This window comes from Anoxybacteroides voinovskiense (assembly GCF_014196205.1).
Taxonomy (GTDB): domain Bacteria; phylum Bacillota; class Bacilli; order Bacillales; family Anoxybacillaceae; genus Anoxybacteroides; species Anoxybacteroides voinovskiense.
Genome location: NZ_JACIDE010000036.1, coordinates 1 through 18,251, shown reverse-complemented (window position 1 = coordinate 18,251; position 18,251 = coordinate 1). Strand labels below are relative to the sequence as shown.

Here is an 18,251-nt window from a genome sequence, read left to right as displayed (position 1 = left end):
TTATCCATATCAAAACTCCTTTAATAAAGATTTCTAAAGAAATTATGACATGGATATAGGGGCAAAACTAGGTGGGAAGAGTTTGACGCTTACTGCGGAAACAAATGCATTAAATCAAACGGCTTACTTCAAATACGATGGAGACAGAAAATTAATTGAGTCTATTGATCGATTAGGGAAGAAGACAGAGAATAAGTATGACCGGAACGGAAACCTTATCAAAGTTATCAATCCATTAAATCAAGTTGTGGAATATAGCTATGATGAGGCGAATCGGTTAACACTTATTAAACATCCTCAGGTAACTAAAGTAAGATATGAGGGACAAGCACCGCTCCCACCGGAAACAGTAATCATTACAGAGGTCTTTGAATACAATGAGCTTGGACAAAAGGTAGCGGAGAAAGATGGAAACGGCCATGTATCTCAAAGTATTTACGACAAGGCGGGAAGATTGGCGAGAACAGTAGACCCATTAGGGAATCAGCGCATTATGTATTACGATGCGAATGACAATAAATATAAAGAAGAAGACTGGGCATACGATTCTGTAACGGATACATTGTATAAAAAAGGTACTACTTTCTACACTTATGACGAGTTAAACAGACTAATTTCTTTTACGGATGCCTCTGGTAACCCGAATTCGATTGTGGAAAAAACGAAATACGATGCTTTAGGCAATGAAGTAAAAGTTATTAGTGGTACAGGCGTCGTTACTGAATACCAGTATAATCGAAACAATGAAAGTATTTATTCAAAAGAATCATCCTCGCCTCCGGTTGAAACGTGGGCATTATACGACGGGGTAGGAAACTTGGCTATATCGATAGATAAACAAGGTGCTACCTATAACATTTATGATATGAATGGCAACTTGTTACAAGTAGTGGATTCCGAGGGCAAAAAGACTACTTATACTTATAATGCCGTTGGAGATAAATTAAAACAGGTTGACTCGACCGGCGGGGAAACAGAGTGGCAGTATGACGACGAAGGACAAATTAAAAAGGAAATAGTAAAGATTGTCGACAGTGAAAAAAATGAAACAAAATACCAGATCACTGATTACCAATATGATGATTTAGGGCAGGTAAACAAGAAAACCATAACTGAAAAATCCAGTGAAACGTCAGTTACGTCAAAAGAAATTACGTATTCGTACGATGAGCTGGGGCGCGTTGTTAAGGAAACAGCGATTGTCGATGGAAAAATCACGGAAAACAGATATTATTACGATAACAATGGAAATGTCACCAATACATGGACATATGATCAAACGGTCCAAGTTCCAATTGAGTATGATCCAGACGGTGATGGCTACTTTAATAGTGAAACCGTATCGGTGTATGATGGAAATAACCGCCTAATTCAGGAATCAATAACCCATACTGCAACCACTACGGTTAATCGCTTTGATGATAAAAATAATACGGAGACATTCCAAAGTGCACTTGGGACCACCACCGTTGTGTATGATAATGACGATCGAACAAAAGAAATCACCACCCCGAATTTTGATACAATTATGTATGAATACTATGTAGATGATTCGCTTGCAAAAGTAACGGCACCGGGGATTACAACTGCTTTTACTTACAATGGTGGGTCGAAAGTCTCTACAATCAAGGGTGTTAACATTAACGGCGCAACAGTGATTGATTACCAATACGGATATACGGATACGGAACAAATTGCACAAGTCACCGAAAAGGGGCAGGTTAAGAAAAAGTATACGTATGCTCCAAACGGCTATCTGGAAACAGTAGAAACAAACGGTACAAAGTTGAAATATACGTATGATTCTAACGGTAATATTGTAAAGGTCGAGAATTTAACAACTGGGAAACTAAAATCAGAATATACGTATATGACAGGAAATCGGATTAAGCAAAGAAAAGATTATAACGATCAAACTGGGGCGTTAATCCGTACAACCGACTATACGTTCCACCCTAATGGAATGCTGGCGAAGGCAATCACAGTGGAAGGCACAAAGAAAACCGTTATTGATTACGGGTACAATAGCGACGACCAGCTCATCAGCATTCGCACTACGGTAGATGGCAATGTGGTCAAAAATATCATTTACGAGTACGACCAAGATGGCAACCGTCTATCCAAAACAGTTGGCCATACACACTATCATTATCATAGAGACACAAATGGCGAAATTTTCATTATTACGAAACAAATAGCGGGCGGGCAAGAAACTACTGCAAGTTTCTACAAGGATTCAGATGGAAACCTACTGAGCTTCCGATATAAAGATGTAGTATATTACTATCAGTTTAATGTACGGGGAGACGTTATTGCGTTAACGGATGCAGCAGGGAACATTGTTGTCACTTACGAATATGACGAGTGGGGGAACGTGATCAGCATCACCGGAAACCTAGAGGTTGCGGAAGCCAACCCATATCGATATGTTGGAAAATACGGTGTATTGTACGATCCAGATTCCGATATGTATTTAATGGGCTGGCGCGATTACGATCCAAAGACAGGCCGCTTTATTGTTCCTGACGAATACGAAGGGGAGGAAACCGAACCGACTTCCTTGAACCGTTATTTATATGCCGACGGCGACCCCGTCAACAATATTGACCCGGATGGCCACCTGCCGAAATGGTTACAGCGCGGCTGGAAGGCTACGAAAAAGTTCGCGAAGAAAGGGTATAATATTGCGATCGGTGACGATATTCGGACGTTGAAAAGTCCAAAATCAAAATGGTACCATAAAGCTGGGGCTGCAGCGAGTATCGCCAGCAACTTTATTCTAGGTGCCGGAGCGGTGAAATGGGGCATAAAAGCCGTAAAATACGGCAAGAAAATGAAGAAAGCGAAAAAATTCGTTGCAGTATCCGTTAAGAAAACGAGGAAAAGCAAATTACAATCCAAGCGATATTCACAAACATGGGGTTATAAGCCGTCTGGTCATAGAAAATCAACACCTAGGAAGGGGACTCCTAGACTTACTAAACCAGCTTCAGGAGATAATATAGGAGTTAATTTACGTTCTAAGGGTACGGGTAATTCTCAGTTAGGGAAGCTAACTTATAACAAGGATGGAACTTGGACGTCATCAGGTGGATTGGTATATGGGCCAGATAAGAAATTTGGAAACCGTGTTAACCATATATTAGCACATACTAAACCTAATCTCAATAAAGCCAACCATACTGTATTTAACGTAGACAAAACTAAAGTTCTCGGAGTTGTGGATGAGGCTTGGGCAAGAAAAGGACAACCATTACCGAATGACCCTGGCGCATATATTGTGCCTATGGGGAGAGTTATTGGAACTAATGGTGAAACTGCCGTTAGATTGGTTGTAAAGCCTGGTACTAATGAAGTAATTACAGCGTATCCGGTTAAACCTTAAGAAAAAAGTTATTGGAGGTGGGAATGTGAAGATATTCAATGGAAAAGTGGTTTGTCCAAGATGTGATGGTAATGGTTTAGTTTACAAATCGAAAATAACTAATTTGGATCTGATCATTTATATTTGTGACGAATGTGAAGCCTGTTGGAAGGATGAAAAAATACGTCTCGAAAATTTTCAGGATTTAACCACATTTTTAGAGAGTAAAGGTTTGACTTATAAGGATGCTCAAATACATGATTTAGGGTACGAATGGAAAAGTTAATACTAAAACCTTGATTGGCTCGTGCCTTTCAAGGTTTCTTTTTTGGTGGGTAATATTGTAAATTAGCCTATTATTTCAGAATTCCTTTTTCAAATTATTTCAGACCGATTCAGAAATCTTGTGTTAATTTACAGTTTATGAAATTCATGTAGGGAAAGAGGTCATAAAAACTGCTAGTGAACACCCATTCTGGGTAGTTGGTGAAGGTTGGGTACAGGCCGAGGATTTGAAAGAGGGAGATTTGTAAATTATCACTTTATTTCGGAATAAAAGAGCCATTTTTTGCACATTCTTTCAGAAAGGCCTCTCCCCTTTTCTGAAGGAATGTGCTAAATTTTTTGTGAATGATTTCGGATGAAGATTCTCATTCGTTTCAAGAGGGGGAGGAAGCGTGATCCAATTTCATGACTTTGGCATGGATGTCCAAACGTATGCCGATCGCGGGAAAGAGAATGACTTCCCCCACGTGAAGCAGTGTCCCCACTGTCAAACTCTTCACCCCTTGCATCGTCACGGATACTACCAGCGCTATGCCTTGACGGCAGAGGGGGAATAATCGCCTTTGGATCGCCCGGTATCGCTGCCGGGAATGCCGTCAAACGGTGAGTGTGCTGCCTTCTTTCCTCCTCCCCTATGTTCAATATACCCGGTCCGTCATCTGGCAAGCGGTGAAAGGATGGCTTGAAACACCAAGACGAGGAGCGAAGACCCAACCGGTTGTATTTCCTACCAAGGAGGTCATCTTGTTTTATGGCCGACGATGGTTCCGGAATCTCTCCCGCTTGCATCACACGGCGGCGAGGAGGTGGAGGATCGTCGGCCCTGCAGGGAAATCAAGAACCGAACAAGCCGTGTGGTGGATGCAGACCTTGGAGGGACGAGGGATGGACTGGATCATCCAAGACCTGTGGACAGAGGGATGGCATCCGTTTGCGGATCAAATCGCTTCCTGATTTTCTATTGAACACCAAAAAAGGAAGTTGTTGATGTTTCCACAAACCCTTCCTCTCGACGAATCGCAGCCAAGACGATCCTCGATTGGTGCACCCGATACAAAAAAGGGGGCTTTGACGCCTTAAAGCCGAAGCGCCGTTCGAACCGCGGCCACTCAAGGCGTCTGTCGCCCGATGATGAGAATCATATTTTAGCCCTAAGAAAAGAACATCCCACCATGCCTGTGACGGTGTTCTACGAACACCTGATCAAACAGGGGGAAATCCTAAAAAACCATACCTCTTACTTTACTGTATACCGATTGTTGAAAAAACACAACCTTGTCGGGAAAGAAATCTTGCCCATGCCGGAGCGAAAGCGTTTTGCGTATGACCAGATCCATGAGCTTTGGCAAGGGGACTGATCCCATGGACCCACGATTCGAGTCAACGGGAAAACCCAGAAAACGTTTTGGATCGCCTATATCGATGACTGCTCGCGGTTTGTGCCGTACGCGCAGTTTTTCCCTTCGGAGAAGTTTGACGGGCTGCGGATCGTCACGAAGGAAGCGGTGCTTCGTTGCGGGAAGCCAAAGCGCATTTACTAGGACAACGGGAAAATTTATCGATCCGAGGTGTTGCAGTATGCGTGCGCCGAGATGGGGATTACGCTCATCCACACCCAGCCGTATGACCCGCAAAGCAAAGGGAAGATCGAACGGTTCTTCCGCACCGTACAGACGCGGTTTTACCCGCTGTTGGAGCTGGATCCCCCGAAGTCGTTCGAAGAGCTGAACGAGCGCTTTGGGAGATGGCTTGAAGAGGAGTATCATCGAAAACCTCACGCCTCACTGGCCGGAAAAACGCCGCATGAGGTGTTTCAGCCCCAGGTGGAACGGGTGGCGTGGATCGAAGACCATTATGACGAACGAGACGTCTATGTGTACGAAGACGGCAAGCAGGTGGCAGAAGCCATTCGGGTGCGTTTGGAGGACAATGCCTATGTGAAGCGCCATCGGTCTCCGTTTGCGACCGTTTCGATGAAGGAGAGGGATCAGGATGTATAAAACGTTTTATTCCCTCTCGCGAGAGCCATTTACGAAAGACACCGACCCGTCTGAGGCGTATCCAGGAGCGCCGTTTCAAGAAGCGATGCGAGCGCTGGAGTACGTGCAGCGAACAAGGGGAATCGGGCTGTTGATGGGAGAACCGGGGGCGGGCAAGACGTTCGCCCTTCGGACGCTGAAAGAGTCATTGAATCCATCCTTGCATCATGTGGTCTACTTTCCCTTATCCACCGGAGGCGTGATGGATTTTTACCGTGGGCTGGCCCTTGGGTTGGGGAAGAACCGAAATACCGCAAGGTAGACCTCCTCCGTCAAATCCAGCAGGCCATTGAGCGGTTGTATCATGAACGACGAATCACGCCGGTGTTCATTTTGGACGAGATGCATTTGGCGAAGGATGCCTTTTTACAGGACATCGCGATCTTGTTCAACTTTGAGATGGATTCAACCAACCCCTTTGTCTTGATGTTGGTCGGACTGCCCCATTTACAGGGGAAGCTGCGTCTCCATCACCACCGCCCTCTCGACCAGCGGATCATCATGCGATGCCGGATGAGGCCACTCGAGAAGGAAGAGGTGGCGAGCTACATCGAGCATCGGATGAAACAGGCCGGGGTGAAGCATCCGATTTTCACTCCATCAGCGTTAGAGGCGATGGTCCTGCAGTCGCGGGAATGGCCTCGGGTGATCAACACGTTGGCCACGACGTGCTTATTATACGGATATCAGCTGAAAAAGGATGTCATCGACGAAGAAGTGGTGCGTATGGCCGCAGAGGAAATGGGATATTAGCACGAAAGAGGCCGAATGGGCCTCTTTTCTGTTTTCTCTTTTCCATCGGTCCATCAGGCGCGCTGGAAATCTTCATCTGAACGAGCGCGCAAACATCCTGGAATAATGTGAAAAATATAGGATAATCCGCAAAAATTTTGCGCATTCTTTCGGAATCCATCTGAAATAATTTGAAAAAAGGATTCTGAAATAATTTGCTAATTTACATCAGTATGAAACCATATTGATGGATGCCAAAGCTGGATCGGTCATGGGAATGCATGCCGATCGCCGATGTGACTCCGCCATCCACTTGTTGAGCCAGAATGTCCTGTCGAAAGAAAGGGTCCAAACGGTGATTCTTGACATGTGGGAATCTTATCATAAGGCGGTTCGCCCCCTATTTCCATCTGCTTCGATTGTCATCGATAAGTACCATGTGGTTCAAAAAGTGACACAAGCCTTGGATTTGGATCAAGCAAGAAAGGAATTTTCTCCATTGAAAAAGGCTCGATATCTTCTCTTAAAAGGCTGTGAAAAGCTTCGTAAGGACCAACGGCTTCGATTAGACGATATCTTGGAGGAGTATTCAGTACTTTCCATTGCTTATTATCTGAAAGAGTTGTTTCGGGATTTTTACCGAACCGATGGATATAACGAAGCAAAGGAACGCTTGGAAGAATGGATTCAGTTAGCCAAACAGAGCCCTTTTGCTTCTTTTCAGGAAGCAGCCAACACGCTTGAAAAGTGGAAGGAGCCGATTCTTTCCTACTTTTGTGCCCATATACCAATGCCCGAATCGAGGGGACGAATCACAAGATCAAAAACATCAAACGCCGGGCATATGGCTATCGAAATCTAGAACGGTTTCGTTTGCGTGTATTTCTGGAGTGTACAGGGAACACTACAAGCAGTCAGGCTGCTTAAGCGCTCCCTTCTTCCGCTATCGGTATGATAGTTGGTAGAATGGAACCCGTCAAGGAAAGCACTTGACTGTTTCCATTCTACCAACTTCGTGGTCTGTATGCGGAAGAAGGATCCTGACTGATGAGCCTATTTCATCCAGCTAACATGTTTCTGGGATTGAGTGGAAATCACAGAAAATGGTGAAGACCCTAAAAATCAATAAGCCATTCCTCAAAATCTTTAATTTCCACTTTATAAATACTCCTCACGAATCAATTATCTAAAATATTCCTATCTCAAGTATCTAAAAATTTTATTTTTGGTTACTTTGTAAATTTTTTCACCTAGGAAGTCTATAGATTTATCTGATACCCTAATTCCAGAAGTGTCAGATAAACCAAAGACAGTCTCTATCTGATTCTCACTAATAATTTTTAATAAATCTTTTTTTTGTACATAACTATCTTTATCAAAATGTACCTCAATACTAAAATCCACTAAATTTAATCCTTCAAAAATTATTATTTCCTTAGTCTCTTGAACTGATGTTAAAATTGCATTTTTACACATATTAACGGCCCCTGCACTTAGTCCTATAACCACCCCCTTAAAATTTGTAATAGGTTCTATTAGATCATTTTCTTTTAGAAATTTATATTGGCATAATGTATCTCCTCCCATCAAAAATATAACATCTGCATTATTAATAAAGTTCCCCATTAATGTAGTTTCAATTTCGCTATGTAAAATTGTTACATCTTTGAATACTAGTTCATTTATTTCAAATAGCCTTATTATTTCATTAGCATATTTTTTGGTAAGTAAAATATTTTTAGGAGTGGTAGGAATAAATACAATTCTCTCCCTACTAACTATATCTTTTTTTAAATAGCTTATTAGTTCTTTGTCAAAATCTTCATTATAATTTAATCTACTCAAAAGGTACCTAATCATTAACATTACCAACGCCTTTTACAAAAAATTGATTAATTATCTAAATTATGTCTCTTCACCACAAGTTGTACTTGATTTTTTATAACACGCTCTACTGACGCTTGTGAGGAAGAATCAGCAAACCAATGATTTTTGAACATTCTCGTTCAGGCAAGCGTATCACTTGTCAAGTACATGTTGTGGTGATGAACCAGTTTTATGTAAAAATTGGGTTTTTACCTTTATAGCTGATTATCCGAGACATGAACCCACCCCACATTTATCTGATGACATAAATAAAAAAACACACGTTTGGAGTTGATTCGATTTTACTCCATAACGTGTGTTTTTTAAACACTTTTTTGTCACTAAACCCCTTTATCCATTACTCCACCGTCACGCTTTTTGCGAGGTTGCGCGGTTTGTCGACGTCGCAGCCACGGTGTAATGCCGCATAGTAAGCAATTAATTGCAATGGCACGACAGACGCAAGCGGTGTGAGCATCGGATGAACGGCTGGAATGACGAAACGGTCGTCCTCCATGTCTAATCCTTTCATCGAGATGATGCACGGATTGGCACCGCGAGCGACAACTTCTTTTACGTTCCCGCGAATGCTTAAGTTGACATGTTCTTGTGTCGCTAGAGCAATCACTGGTGTGCCATTTTCAATTAAGGCGATTGTGCCGTGCTTCAATTCTCCACCTGCAAAGCCTTCTGCTTGAATGTAAGAAATTTCTTTTAGCTTTAATGCGCCTTCTAATACGACATAATAGTCAACCGCGCGACCGATAAAGAAGCAGTTGCGTGTTGTCGCTAAATACTCGCGCGCAATTTGTTCCATTTCATGTTTTGCATCGCAAAGTGTATCCATCGCATTGGCGACAATGCCAAGCTCTTTCGTCACATCAACATCTAGCGCCATTCCTTTCGCTTTAGCAGCTACCGCAGCTAACATGGCAAGCACCGCAATTTGTGCTGTATATGCTTTCGTTGATGCAACTGCGATTTCTGGTCCAGCATGAAGAAGAAGCGTATAGTCTGCTTCGCGCGATAATGTCGAGCCTGGTACGTTCGTAATCGTTAATGATTTATGACCAAGCTCTTTCGTGCGCACAAGCACCGCGCGGCTGTCCGCTGTTTCTCCGCTTTGTGAAATATAAATAAATAACGGTTTTTCCGATAAAAGCGGCATGTTGTAAGAAAATTCGCTTGCGATATGCACTTCGACAGGGATTTTCGCCCAGTTTTCCATTAATTGTTTACCGACCAATCCAGCATGATAGCTCGTACCGCAGGCGACGATATATAAGCGATCCGCTTCATTGACTGCTTGCACGATTTCTTCGTCAATCGCTAGCTCGCCTTGTTCGTTGCGATATTTTTCAATTAAACGGCGAATGACAAGCGGTTGTTCGTCAATCTCTTTTAACATGTAATGTGGATACGTTCCTTTTTCAATATCGCTTGCATCCAATTCCGCCACATATGGCGCGCGCTCTACCACTTCACCATTTAACTTTTTAATCGTCACTGTTTCTTTTGTAACGATCACCATTTCCTTATCCATCAACTCAACATATTGGCTCGTCACTTGCAACATCGCTAATGCGTCGCTTGCGACAACGTTGAACCCTTTGCCTAATCCGGCTAAAAGCGGGCTTTTATTTTTCGCCGCATAAATGACACCATCATTTTCTGCATCAATTAAAGCAATCGCATATGAACCTTTCAATAGCGAAAGCGCCTTACGAAACGCTTCTTCTACCGATAATCCGTCGTTTACAAACGTTTCAATTAACTGCACAATGACTTCTGTATCTGTATCACTTTGAAACGACACGTGCGCTAAATAATCACGTTTTAACAATTCGTAGTTTTCGATCACACCATTATGCACAAGGGTAAAGCGACCAGATGCGCTTTGGTGTGGATGGGCATTCACGCGGTTTGGCACGCCATGTGTCGCCCAACGTGTATGACCAATGCCAAGCGGTGCGTCTACATCTTCTGCGACAATCGCACGCAAATCCGCAATTCGTCCTTTTTCTTTAAACACATGTACACCAGTGTCGTTCAATAACGCAATCCCTGCAGAGTCATATCCACGATACTCTAATTTCTCTAATCCGTACAATAAAATTTCTTTTGATGGTTGTTCACCAATATAACCAACGATTCCGCACATAACAAGTCCTCCCTAATAATAGGGGCAAGAAGGGGCTCTTGCCCCTTTAAATGTTTAATTGCGATGAACGTTCTTTCCTTTGTGCAAAGAGTCGCCTCTTTGTTTTAAGAAAGAACTTGCGGCTGTCATCGCCTCAGCCGGGAGGCATCCGCCGAACACTCGATAAACCTCCTCCTCGTCAACTAAGCTTTTTTCCCGTCCAAAGCTTAGTCCAGGCGCTTTTGTAAAATTTGTTTTCCACTATCCTCCTTCCATGTAAGATGTCAAACAACAATAGTTTACAACAACAAAGAGGCAAACGTCAATGTGTATCGCTTCCCCCCTGTATAAACAAAATATGCATAAATGGAATGAACCGTTCCATTTATGCATATTGTTTACTGAACACATGATTATGCGCCAAAATGCTCACGTATAATAGACGCAATTCGCTCAACGTATTGATCGCAAAGTTCATCGGTTGGTGCTTCTGCCATCACGCGAACGAGCGGTTCGGTACCAGACGGACGAACGAGAATACGACCGTTTCCAGCCATTTCTTCTTCTACTTCGCGAATGACACGTTGCACCTCTTCATTTGCGATCGCTTCATGTTTATCTGTTACTTTCACATTCACTAATTTTTGTGGATATTTTTTCATTTCCCCCGCCAACTCAGAAAGCGGCTTTTTCGTTACTTTCATAATGTTGACAAGCTGTAGCGCTGTCAACAACCCATCTCCTGTCGTATTGTAATCAAGGAAAATAATATGCCCTGATTGCTCTCCGCCTAAATTGTAGCCGTTCTTTTTCATTTCTTCGACGACATAACGGTCACCAACGGCCGTTTGCACACTTTTTATCCCTTGCGCCTCGAGCGCTTTGTAGAAGCCGAGGTTACTCATGACAGTTGAAACGACTGTCTGATGTTTTAAGCGGCCATGTTCTTTAAAAAATTTCGCGCAAATGTACATAATTTGGTCACCGTCAATGATTTGCCCATTTTCATCAATCGCAATTAACCGGTCGCCATCCCCATCAAACGCTAAGCCAACGTCTGCCCCTTTTTCCTTCACAAACGCAGCTAACGCCTCAGGGTGTGTTGAACCAACCCCTTCGTTAATATTAATGCCATTCGGGGAAGCACCCATTGTTAATACGTCCGCCTCTAAATCCACAAAAAGATGGGTTGCCAACGAAGAAGTCGCCCCGTGCGCACAATCAAGCGCAATGCGCAGCCCTGAAAAATCTTCGTCCACTGTCTGTTTCAAATATTGTAAATATTTTTGTCCGCCTTCGAAGTAGTCGTTTACCTGCCCTAAATCTTTGCCAATTGGCCTCGGCAGCGTATCTTCCTCGCTATCCAACAATGCCTCAATTTCTAACTCTTGTTCATCCGATAGTTTAAATCCGTCCGGTCCAAAAAATTTAATTCCGTTATCTGGCACTGGATTATGTGAGGCAGAAATCATGATCCCAGCCTGTGCTCCTAACGCTTTGGTTAAATACGCCACACCTGGCGTCGAAATGACGCCGAGGCGCATGACTTCCGCCCCAATCGAAAGCAATCCTGCGACAAGCGCTCCTTCGAGCATATGACCAGAAATGCGCGTATCGCGCCCAATTAACACTTTCGGACGTTCTTTATCTTTCGTAAGCACATATCCGCCGCAGCGGCCGATTTTAAACGCTAACTCTGGTGTTAATTCACTGTTTGCTACTCCGCGTACACCATCGGTACCAAAATACTTACCCATTACACGAATCTCTCCTTTATTTCATGATCGCTCGCTAATTCGAATTTTTGCTTTATTGCTTGGTAATTTCCACGTAATATTTTGTGGACCGTTCACTTCCACTTCCACATCGTGCTCGCCGACCCCTAACTCACTCGCATTCACATACAGCTGAAGGTCGTCTGCTCGAATGCTGTTAAGTACACTAGGAGCGCCGGATACTTGGACATCCATGTTCCCGTCTTTCGGATTTAAAAATTGCACATTGTATTTGTCTCCCAACCCGATAACGTGAATCGGCAAAGACGAGAACGTTTTTGTCTCTTCCTGTTGTACTTCGATATGAATTTTCACCTTCGCTGGATCAACACTTTTAACCCCTTCTGGAAGCGGAACTGGCACTTCTAGCGTCGTATCGCTCGTAATATCATCGAGATTAATCGTAATGCCATCAATAAACTCAATCGGGTCAATTTTGTCTTTCGGACCGAAAATCGTCACTTCATTCGGAACGGCTTCTATTTTAACAATACTTAGCCCTGCTTTTAAAGTCCCTGTCCGATTAATTTTTAGGGGAACCGATTTGCTTGGGCTTTTAATTGGCACCGTCACCTCGACGACAGAAGGGTTAATGTTTACATCTAACAATTTTCCTTCGCGATCGTACGCCCTCACACGTGATTCTTGCTTCACTGTATCGACAGCTCCATCTAGATCAACTCTTGCCTTCACTAATGCTATCCGTTCTACTACATCTTTCGCTCCCGTAATCGTGACGACACTAGGTTTGACAATCGGCTCTTCCACAGAATAGCCGTCAACCAATTTATTTTTATGAATAAAATCAACATCAACAGAGAAATCGCGAGACACTTTTTCTTGAATGGTTACTTTCGCCGTAGACGGCTCAATCGTCACCTTGAGCTTATCGGAAATGTTTTTATATTTCAGCGGAACGGTATATGTCCCTAACTCTAAGTTTGCTAAATCAACATATATTTCAAAATCCCGCTGCAACGCCGTCGGCTTCAAAATGCTTGCAGGTCCTTCTAGCGTCACATTTACTGTTTTCGGGACACCCGACACCACTAAATTCTGCTCATCATAATACGTAACGACAGGAACATTCGTCACTGTTTCCACATCTGTCTGCCCAAGCGAATTGCGCGTAATCCCTGATTTCGACTCTTTTCCTTCAATATTAACGGACATATACAACATAATCGCCAATAACAGCGCAAAAATTTTCATAAACCAATGGTTATTCATTAAATTATCTAGTTTATCCATGCTTCTTACCCCTCCATTGCCAACGGGATGAAGAAGTCGTCTTTGTTGCTGGGACTAGCTCCTTTTTCAGTAGTTCGGAAAATTGTTCTGGAGTTAAATCCCGATGTAGCTCCCCGTTTTTTGTCACTGACACCGCACCCGTTTCTTCTGATACAATGACTGTTACACTGTCTGTCACTTCACTAATTCCTAACGCTGCACGATGACGTGTTCCCAGTTCTTTTGAAATAAACGGACTCTCCGATAACGGTAAATAACATCCAGCTGCGGCAATAAGGTTTTTTTGAATAATCACTGCCCCGTCGTGTAGCGGGGTGTTCGGAATAAAAATATTAATCAACAACTCGGATGAAACGCGGGCATTCAAAGGAATTCCGGTTTCAATGTAGTCTCCCATACCCGTTTCACGCTCAACAGAGATAAGAGCACCGATACGCCGTTTGGCCATGTATTCCGTCGCCTTCACAATCGCTTCTACCATCTGTGCCCGCTCTTCTTCTTCTGGAATGGTACTTCTGGAAAACAGTTTTCCCCTTCCTAGCTGTTCAAGCGCTCTTCTTAGTTCTGGTTGGAAAATGATAATAATTGCTAAAAATCCCCACGTTAATGCTTGATCCATCAACCATTGTAGTGTACTAAGCCCTAAAAAATTACTTACAATTCTTACTAATATAATAAGAATGATTCCTTTTAAAAGCTGAACCGCCTTCGTTCCGCGGATGACCATAATTAATTTATAAATAACGTACCAGACAACAAGAATATCAACGACTTTTGTTACATAACTCAACACCGGGAGCTCTCCAAAAGACATTCTCACACTTCCTTTATCGCTCAAATTCCTCTATATTTTATTTACAAAGCCCCTTTATTATATCACATACAGAAAAAGAGCCGCCAAAAAGACGGCTTTTTACTCCAGCAAACCTTTTACTGCGCTTTTTATATTATACCAAATCCAATCAAACGCTTCATTGATTTCTTCCACTTCGCCAGTTACTTGTCCAGCGGAAGCTAAATATTTTTGCCCATGGATGACAGTGACGTTACCATTGACTTTTCCTTCAATTTTAATCGTTCCATTTCGCACGACAATGTCGCCATCCACTGTTTTTCCTTTCGGCACAATGACGGTGTGGCCTTGGATAACGACGTTCTCCCGTGTAGAAACAGAAAATTGCTGTTCTTGGTTCCATGTCGTATATAGGCTACCGAGCATTAAAACGAAAAACAATGATGCTGCTGCGATAAACGGGTGATTTTTTAACCATCTCCCCAAACGAATTCTTCTCTTTTCTTTCGGCAGCCTTGCCATAACGTTTGCTGTAAAGTCTGCGGACGGGACGAGATGCGAACAGTGCTGAATAAATGCCACCGTCTTTTTTAAACTATTAAAATGATGAGAACATGATGGACATTGCTGCAAATGTTCTCGTAGCGCTTGCTCATCGTTAGGAGCGATATCACCATCTAAATAATCATGCATCCACTGCACGATATGATCCGGGCACTTCATATTTTTCACCTCTTATAAATGACCTAAATGCTTTCGTAACGCTTCTCTGCCGCGGTGAATTCTTGTTTTCACAGTCCCGATCGGTAAATCAAGAATCTCGCTTATTTCTTGTAACGACAAATCTTCGATATATTTTAACACAATCACGCTTCGATATTTTTCCGGAAGCTTTTCAATCGCTTTTTGCACCGTTTCTTGCAATTCTAAGCTTTCTACCGTATCTTCCGGAGAGACATCGGTTGCAGGAAGTTGAGAATACATCGTCAGCCCTTCTGCTCCACTTACTTCTTCATCTAAATACACATCCGGCTTTTTTTTGCGCAATTTGTCGATGGACAAGTTAGTCGCAATTCGATATAGCCATGAGGAAAACTTCATCGCTGGGTTGTACGTATCAATATTCACGTATGCGCGAATAAACGCTTCTTGTGCCGCGTCTTCTGCCTCATGGCGATTACCGAGCATGCGGTAACAAATTCGATACACTTTCTCTTTGTAAAGCTCGACAATTTCCGCATACGCATTTTGATCGCCTTTTTGAATCGCTTTAATTCGTTTCTTTACAAACAAGTCCATAATTCACAATACCCCCGCTCATTGCGGCTATTATTGTATACGTTTCGTAGCCGGAAAAGTTTCATTCTCAACATTTTATTTTATCATGTTTACAAAAAAAACAGCAGACGAATTTCCGCCTGCTGGATAGAAAGTTAGACTAATTTTTCGCCAAAAAGCGAGCCCATTAATGCTACGGCAACAGAAGCTGTTTTATTTCGCTCGTCTAAAATCGGATTGACTTCGACAAACTCTGCAGAAGTAATTAGCTGCGCTTCCGCCAACATTTCCATTGCCAAATGGCTCTCACGATACGTAAGTCCGCCGATAACTGGCGTTCCTACACCAGGGGCATCGTGAGGATCAAGCCCGTCTAAGTCCAACGATAAATGCACCCCATCTGTTCGCTCTTTTAAGTAAGCAATCGTTTCTTCCATTACTCTTGTCATGCCGAGACGGTCAATTTCATGCATGGTGTATACTTTAATGCCTTTTTCCCGAATCAGCTGCTTTTCGCCTTCATCGAGCGCCCGCGCGCCGATGAGTACAATGTTTTCCGGCTTTACTTTCGGGCTATATCCGCCAATTTGCGTCAACGCAGGATGCCCTAATCCAAGGCTCGCTGCTAACGGCATGCCGTGAATATTTCCTGAAGGCGATGTTTCCGCTGTGTTCAAATCCCCGTGGGCATCGTACCAAATCACCCCAAGGTTTTTGTAATGTTTCGCGACTCCCGCTAATGTACCAATAGCAATGCTATGGTCGCCGCCTAGCACAAGCGGAAAATTGCCTTTATGAATCACCTCATCGACTGTTTGCGCTAACTTTTCATTCGCCTCAGCAACCGCTTTCAAATTCCGTAAATTTAGCCGTACCCCTTCGTCATCAATCCGTTCTGCTTTGCCAATTGCAATATCGCCTAAATCTTCAATTTCATACTGAAGTCGTTCAAGTCTCTCGACAACTCCCGCATAGCGAATAGCGCTTGGCCCCATATCTACTCCACGTCGCGTTTGTCCTAAATCCATCGGAACACCAATAATCGATATTTTCTTCATGCTGTCTCTCTCCTTCCCCTTATCCTTTCTCTATTGTAGCGGAAGAACAAAGGCTGACTCAACTCGACACATTTCTGAATATTTATTCGCATTTCATAAAGATCAAAAACAAAAAAACCCTTAAATCGTTTGATTTAAGGGTCGATGGAGCCTATCGGGATCGAACCGATGACCTCCTGCGTGCAAAGCAGGCGCTCTCCCAGCTGAGCTAAGGCCCCAAACTATTTCATTGGAGCGGAAGACGGGACTCGAACCCGCGACCCCCACCTTGGCAAGGTGGTGTTCTACCACTGAACTACTTCCGCAAACAGTGAGCCATGGAGGACTCGAACCTCCGACCCTCTGATTAAAAGTCAGATGCTCTACCTACTGAGCTAATGGCTCATGCAATCAAAAAATTCTATTCAACCTTACTCTACCTGTCCCTTCCTCTGCTAGCACATTCAAGATGCCAGATGCGTCGGGACAACTCGCAGCAAATTTGAAGAAGTATTGCTCGTTACTGAGCTAATGGCTCATTTTATATATAAGTGGCTGGGCTAGCTGGATTCGAACCAGCGCATCACGGAGTCAAAGTCCGTTGCCTTACCGCTTGGCTATAGCCCATTGATAAAACATCATGGATTAGCATCACCGAACTAACTTCATGAAATAACAACGCAAGACGATATTTCGCAAATCACTTAAGAAACAAATTTCTACTCAGGAAATTCGGGAAATAATTGAGCATTGATTAGACAACAAAATAACACAACATAAATTGAGATAATTTCATCGTCGACTGTTATTCTTCCACGTCTAATAGCAATCATACTGTAAAAAATAAAAAAGTTATTTCAATACGCAACTAAATGAAATAACATTTTCCTTCGCCTTATATATGGATGGTGGAGGGGGACGGATTCGAACCGCCGAACCCACAGGGAGCGGATTTACAGTCCGCCGCGTTTGGCCGCTTCGCTACCCCTCCATCGAAAATGGTGCCGGCTGCAGGACTTGAACCCGCAACCTACTGATTACAAGTCAGTTGCTCTACCAATTGAGCTAAGCCGGCACATTAAATTAAACTCTTCGTACCAATTATATGCCCTATGTGCCTCTTCCTCTGCTAGTTAATTCAAGGAAGTCGGATGCGTCGAGGCAACTCGTAGTAAATTCATCGATGCGTCGCTCGTCTCTACCAATTGAGCTAAGCCGGCATACTAAGTTAGACTATCCGTACTAATTACATGCTTTATGTGCCTCCTCCTCTGCCAGCTAATTCGAGGAAGCCGGATGCGTCGAGGCAACACTTAGTATATTCACTGAAACTTTGCTCATAATGATGGTGGAGGATGACGGGATCGAACCGCCGACCCCTTGCTTGTAAGGCAAGTGCTCTCCCAGCTGAGCTAATCCTCCGAACAAAAAGAAAGTGACCCGTACGGGATTCGAACCCGTGTTACCGCCGTGAAAGGGCGGTGTCTTAACCACTTGACCAACGGGCCATCGTAGTAAATGTAAGCTTCCAACCGGGCTTGAACCGGTGACCTCTTCCTTACCATGGAAGTGCTCTACCTACTGAGCTATGGAAGCATGGCTCCGCAAGTAGGATTCGAACCTACGACCTACCGGTTAACAGCCGGTTGCTCTACCGCTGAGCTATTGCGGAATGCTCTTTTAAAAATATA

Annotated in this window: 9 protein-coding genes, 10 tRNA genes and 4 pseudogenes; 5 read left to right on the top strand and 18 right to left on the bottom strand. The window is 43.4% G+C overall.

Annotated elements, in window-relative coordinates:
* Positions 1-82: 82 nt before the first annotated feature.
* The 5 genes and pseudogenes from GGR02_RS16420 to GGR02_RS16405 form a co-directional block, all read left to right on the top strand.
* Complete coding sequence (locus GGR02_RS16420; protein ID WP_183186026.1) at positions 83-3,385, top strand: RHS repeat-associated core domain-containing protein; 3,303 nt, start codon at positions 83-85, stop codon at positions 3,383-3,385.
* A 656-nt stretch (positions 3,386-4,041) separates the two neighbouring features.
* A pseudogene (locus GGR02_RS17325) lies at positions 4,042-4,603 on the top strand (DUF6431 domain-containing protein).
* Between the two features lie 56 nt (positions 4,604-4,659).
* Positions 4,660-5,649 (top strand): annotated as a pseudogene (locus GGR02_RS16415) (IS481 family transposase); the annotation flags it as partial.
* Positions 5,642-6,441: pseudogene (locus tag GGR02_RS16410) on the top strand (ExeA family protein). The pseudogenes GGR02_RS16415 and GGR02_RS16410, both read left to right, overlap by 8 nt.
* 205 nt (positions 6,442-6,646) lie before the next feature.
* Positions 6,647-7,347, top strand: a pseudogene (locus GGR02_RS16405) (ISL3 family transposase); the annotation flags it as partial.
* Between the two features lie 270 nt (positions 7,348-7,617).
* On the opposite strand, the gene GGR02_RS16400 reads toward GGR02_RS16405, so the two are convergent.
* The 18 genes from GGR02_RS16400 to GGR02_RS16315 all read right to left on the bottom strand — a co-directional run bounded on the left by GGR02_RS16400 (position 7,618) and on the right by GGR02_RS16315 (position 18,232).
* Positions 7,618-8,265: a Type 1 glutamine amidotransferase-like domain-containing protein gene (locus GGR02_RS16400; RefSeq protein ID WP_183186025.1), complete on the bottom strand. Its 648-nt coding sequence runs from the start codon at positions 8,263-8,265 to the stop codon at positions 7,618-7,620.
* Between the two features lie 379 nt (positions 8,266-8,644).
* Complete coding sequence (gene glmS, locus GGR02_RS16395; RefSeq protein WP_183186024.1) at positions 8,645-10,447, bottom strand: glutamine--fructose-6-phosphate transaminase (isomerizing); 1,803 nt, start codon at positions 10,445-10,447, stop codon at positions 8,645-8,647.
* A 392-nt stretch (positions 10,448-10,839) separates the two neighbouring features.
* The gene (gene glmM / locus GGR02_RS16390) at positions 10,840-12,183 is read right to left on the bottom strand and encodes a phosphoglucosamine mutase (RefSeq protein WP_183186023.1); all 1,344 of its coding nucleotides are present in this window, start codon (positions 12,181-12,183) and stop codon (positions 10,840-10,842) included.
* 21 nt (positions 12,184-12,204) lie between these two features.
* Entirely contained in the window at positions 12,205-13,452 is a 1,248-nt protein-coding gene (locus GGR02_RS16385) for a CdaR family protein (protein WP_229706263.1), read from the bottom strand.
* Complete coding sequence (gene cdaA, locus GGR02_RS16380) at positions 13,445-14,266, bottom strand: diadenylate cyclase CdaA (RefSeq protein WP_183186022.1); 822 nt, start codon at positions 14,264-14,266, stop codon at positions 13,445-13,447. Before cdaA ends, GGR02_RS16385 begins: the two co-directional genes overlap by 8 nt.
* 99 nt (positions 14,267-14,365) lie before the next feature.
* Positions 14,366-14,968, bottom strand: a complete 603-nt coding sequence (locus GGR02_RS16375) for an anti-sigma factor family protein (protein WP_183186021.1) — start codon at positions 14,966-14,968, stop codon at positions 14,366-14,368.
* Positions 14,969-14,980: 12 nt separating this feature from the next.
* Positions 14,981-15,544, bottom strand: a complete 564-nt coding sequence (sigW, locus tag GGR02_RS16370) for an RNA polymerase sigma factor SigW (RefSeq protein WP_183186020.1) — start codon at positions 15,542-15,544, stop codon at positions 14,981-14,983.
* A gap of 134 nt (positions 15,545-15,678) precedes the next feature.
* Positions 15,679-16,581 carry an arginase gene (gene rocF, locus GGR02_RS16365; protein WP_183186019.1) on the bottom strand — a complete coding sequence of 301 codons (903 nt, stop codon included), beginning with the start codon at positions 16,579-16,581 and terminating at the stop codon, positions 15,679-15,681.
* Positions 16,582-16,726: 145 nt separating this feature from the next.
* A tRNA-Ala gene (locus tag GGR02_RS16360) sits at positions 16,727-16,799 on the bottom strand.
* Between the two features lie 12 nt (positions 16,800-16,811).
* Positions 16,812-16,886 (bottom strand) — tRNA-Gly (locus GGR02_RS16355).
* A gap of 6 nt (positions 16,887-16,892) precedes the next feature.
* A tRNA-Lys gene (locus tag GGR02_RS16350) sits at positions 16,893-16,965 on the bottom strand.
* Positions 16,966-17,112: 147 nt separating this feature from the next.
* Positions 17,113-17,187: transfer RNA gene (locus GGR02_RS16345), tRNA-Gln, on the bottom strand.
* Between the two features lie 279 nt (positions 17,188-17,466).
* Positions 17,467-17,551: transfer RNA gene (locus tag GGR02_RS16340), tRNA-Tyr, on the bottom strand.
* An 8-nt stretch (positions 17,552-17,559) separates the two neighbouring features.
* Positions 17,560-17,635, bottom strand: a tRNA-Thr gene (locus GGR02_RS16335).
* 271 nt (positions 17,636-17,906) lie between these two features.
* Positions 17,907-17,982, bottom strand: a tRNA-Val gene (locus tag GGR02_RS16330).
* A 14-nt stretch (positions 17,983-17,996) separates the two neighbouring features.
* Positions 17,997-18,068, bottom strand: a tRNA-Glu gene (locus GGR02_RS16325).
* A 15-nt stretch (positions 18,069-18,083) separates the two neighbouring features.
* A tRNA-Thr gene (locus GGR02_RS16320) sits at positions 18,084-18,156 on the bottom strand.
* A gap of 1 nt (position 18,157) precedes the next feature.
* A tRNA-Asn gene (locus GGR02_RS16315) sits at positions 18,158-18,232 on the bottom strand.
* Positions 18,233-18,251: the final 19 nt, after the last annotated feature.

What these genes read in the sequence shown, in the direction of transcription:
- glmS (WP_183186024.1), bottom strand. Translation starts at nt 10,447, where the DNA reads ATGTGCGGAATCGTTGGTTATATTGGTGAACAACCATCAAAAGAAATT.
- glmM (WP_183186023.1), bottom strand. Translation starts at nt 12,183, where the DNA reads ATGGGTAAGTATTTTGGTACCGATGGTGTACGCGGAGTAGCAAACAGT.
- GGR02_RS16385 (WP_229706263.1), bottom strand. Translation starts at nt 13,452, where the DNA reads ATGGATAAACTAGATAATTTAATGAATAACCATTGGTTTATGAAAATT.
- cdaA (WP_183186022.1), bottom strand. Translation starts at nt 14,266, where the DNA reads ATGTCTTTTGGAGAGCTCCCGGTGTTGAGTTATGTAACAAAAGTCGTT.
- GGR02_RS16375 (WP_183186021.1), bottom strand. Translation starts at nt 14,968, where the DNA reads ATGAAGTGCCCGGATCATATCGTGCAGTGGATGCATGATTATTTAGAT.
- sigW (WP_183186020.1), bottom strand. Translation starts at nt 15,544, where the DNA reads ATGGACTTGTTTGTAAAGAAACGAATTAAAGCGATTCAAAAAGGCGAT.
- rocF (WP_183186019.1), bottom strand. Translation starts at nt 16,581, where the DNA reads ATGAAGAAAATATCGATTATTGGTGTTCCGATGGATTTAGGACAAACG.